Genomic DNA, 3,017 nt, shown 5'->3' with positions numbered 1-3,017 from the left:
TCCTGCCATCAGGAACTTTGTACGCAACAATGATTAGTTTAACATAACCGTTCCCTTCTTCCAGAACCTGCTGTGTGTTGCCATCTGTATGGACATCTGCAACAATAGTTGTTTTCTTGGCTTTATCCTCAACATCCTGTATAACACTGTTTAATTCCTCTCCAAAATTTTTGATGAACTCGTAATCTTCTTCAGTTAATTCTTTATTCTCTAATTCTTTCGCAGATATATCTCTTAACCTTTCAAGTATCTTCTCCAGACTTTCCAGGCGGTATTTTGCAGAATTGTCCAGAACGTTCATATCGCTTAAGCCATTATTCGTCATCCGCGTCAAAGTTAATAACCTGTTATAGAATTCCGGTACTGGCTCGACATAGCCAACAACAGGTTTCTCAGGTGGTAAAGGGGCAATAGACTTTTCAAACATAGTATAGCTCTGCTTTGCATAAAGAATAGTATCATGCCGCAACTCTGCCCACGAAGATAGGCAGGTAGATAATTCTTTATCCTGCCACGCTTTTGTCTGCATAAACGTCGGATAACCATTCCCATACTCTTGTAATAGAGGTTTTAGCGCATAAAGCCAGGACCAATAAAGATTTTTATTCCACTCCTCTGCAGTAAAACCATCAAATTCCTCTTTCAGTTTTGCGTACTGTTCTGCATAACCTTCATAATTCGTATCGTCACCTTCTTGTAAAATTTCCATCGCTCTCTTTGACCCAAGCAATGACATCACATCCAGCCCTCGTGGAAATCCTCTGGCAGGGCCAACACCATCAATAAAAACCATTGTAAAAGGCTCTTCATTTCCCAGATATTTAGTGACATATCCAAAAACAAGGTTCTGAAACATATAAGAATCAGGGATAAATCTCTGCCCCATTAATCTGAAACCCTGGGTGTTCGCCAAAACTTCATCAGGACCACCAGCAGCACTCACATATTGCATCCCGGTTCCACCATAAATTTCAGGAGTCCTATACTCTGCCAATTTCGTTTTAAGTTTTATAATATTTTCATCAGTTAGTTCGTTAGGATCAAATTTATCGCCAAACACATCGTTCATTGCCTCAAGATATTCATAAGGACCAAGATCATCCGACAAACCAACATAAAAGGCTGTTACTGAATAAATCCTGTCCCATTTATCTTTCACCTCTTTATTTTCAGCAAACATAGATGCAATAAGACAGGCTTGCATTGTTTGAATTTTAGCATCATAAGCAGAGATAAAACCTTTTTTGTCATTCTGATCCGTTTCCCCGGGAGGTATATCCGGGCTCCCTTTGAGTATCATACTTATCCTTCCGTACCACATAAATGCTTTAAAATAATTCTTCAATTTTTCTGATCGCGTATAATGCCCTCTCGGCACATACTGCGAATAATCTTCATTGTAAATAAAAATTGGCGATTCATGGAATCCTTCGTGTTTTGCTATTAATTTTAATTCCTCTTCAACATCTCCTTTTACGAAATCAGGAACTATAAAAGTATATTCTTTCCCTTCTTCGGGAGTAAAAAATGCATCATCTTGCATGCCCTCCTCGCTTCTTTTGACCTGGTCTATTTTTGGTTTCAAAAGCTCAAGGCCAACTGCAAAATACGCAACGCTTCTCCTTGATGCCTCCTTCAGGTCTCCTGTAGAATTCTTATATTTCTCAATCGAATCTTCTAATAAAATTTTGCTGATATTCCATATATCATCGTAAAATTCACGCTCTTCTATCTGCCTTAAAGTTTCATCAAACTGGATATGGTAAAGATGCAGTAAAGAATCAGATGTAATAAAAATAGGCGTTTCTACCTCTTTCAAGTTCTTATATGGCTCCGTAATATCTTCTTCGCCGGGGTTAAATGGATTATCAATAACAACAAAACCGTTCGCTTGTAATTTTTTAAGCGCTTCGTTGCTTAATTCAATCTCTGACAGAAAACTATTAAAGTTTGAAATCCTGCTTGTCTCAAGCGGCAAATTGTACTGAGGAACTTGTACTGTTATATCAAGAGACTCCAAAAAGTAGTGTTTCACAAAGCTTAATTTTTCTGTTTGTATGTCAGACAAATCAACAGGCTCCGTCTTCAGCGTAGATGGCTCTTGATCGGACACTGGCTGCTTATTGCACCCACTGATCAACATCATCCCCACAATAAGTACCACAATGGCAAACCTCAATTTGCGATTACTAATTATCCTTTTCATTCTCAATACCTCCTTTTCTTTTAGACAGGCAACTCGTAAAAAAGTTCCGTATTGCAAGAAAGATATACAGTAATTTCAGATATTAAAATAAAGTAACTAAAATAATAATGAAGTTTTTGCAATTATTTTTCTTTATCTTCAAGTGGATAATATTTCTTAAACCAATTGAATCCAAACTCTTCCATTAATTTCATGTAGATATCGTTACCTTTCGGCATATAATTGGCAGGATAATGAAGACCAAAATACCGCTGCGCCCAATTTATATATCCATTTTTTCTAATCTGCTCTACGCACTTTTTAGCAAACCCTTCGCCATGAACTTCTCTGGCAACACTTGCAATTGTGTTGAGTTGTTCCTCGGTTATTTTCATTTTCAAACCATAATACTTTTCGTTAAAAACATCTACAAGTTTTTGGTCTGTTATTTCATGGTATCTTTCATTATGGACAATCACATCTACGCCAAGTTTTTGCCTTGAAAGAGCTCTGCTCTCAGGATACCCAAGTGAAAGCAGTACAACGGGAAATACACCCTTCGGTAGCTGAAACAGCTCCTTAATTTCGAGAAAAGATTCAAGAACAGTGCCAACATAAACTGAACCTAATCCTAACGAATCTGCAGCAGTACAGATATTTTGCGCACAAATAATTGTATCCTGAAAAGATATCCAAAAATGGCGAAAAGAACTGGTAGCAGTAAATGGAGCTGCTTCAAGCTTGGCCCATCTTTCAATACGATGCCAATCGATACAAAATAGCAAATTTACAGGAGCTGCAGATATAAAATTTTGCTTTCCGCAAAGTTCAG

2 protein-coding genes are annotated in these 3,017 nt (G+C 37.5%); both read right to left on the bottom strand.

From position 1 onward, the window contains the following. On the bottom strand, positions 1 to 2,206 hold a 2,206-nt coding region (locus tag J7K93_05015), incomplete at its 3' end, for a DUF3160 domain-containing protein (protein ID MCD6116353.1). Positions 2,207 to 2,328: 122 nt separating this feature from the next. Then, the coding region (locus tag J7K93_05010; GenBank protein MCD6116352.1) for a nitroreductase family protein at positions 2,329 to 3,017 on the bottom strand (689 nt) is incomplete at its 5' end.

This window comes from bacterium, assembly GCA_021158245.1.
Classification (GTDB): Bacteria; Zhuqueibacterota; QNDG01; order QNDG01; family QNDG01; genus QNDG01.
The sequence above is the reverse complement of the archived record's forward strand: the minus strand, read 5'-3'. Positions and strand labels throughout refer to the sequence as shown.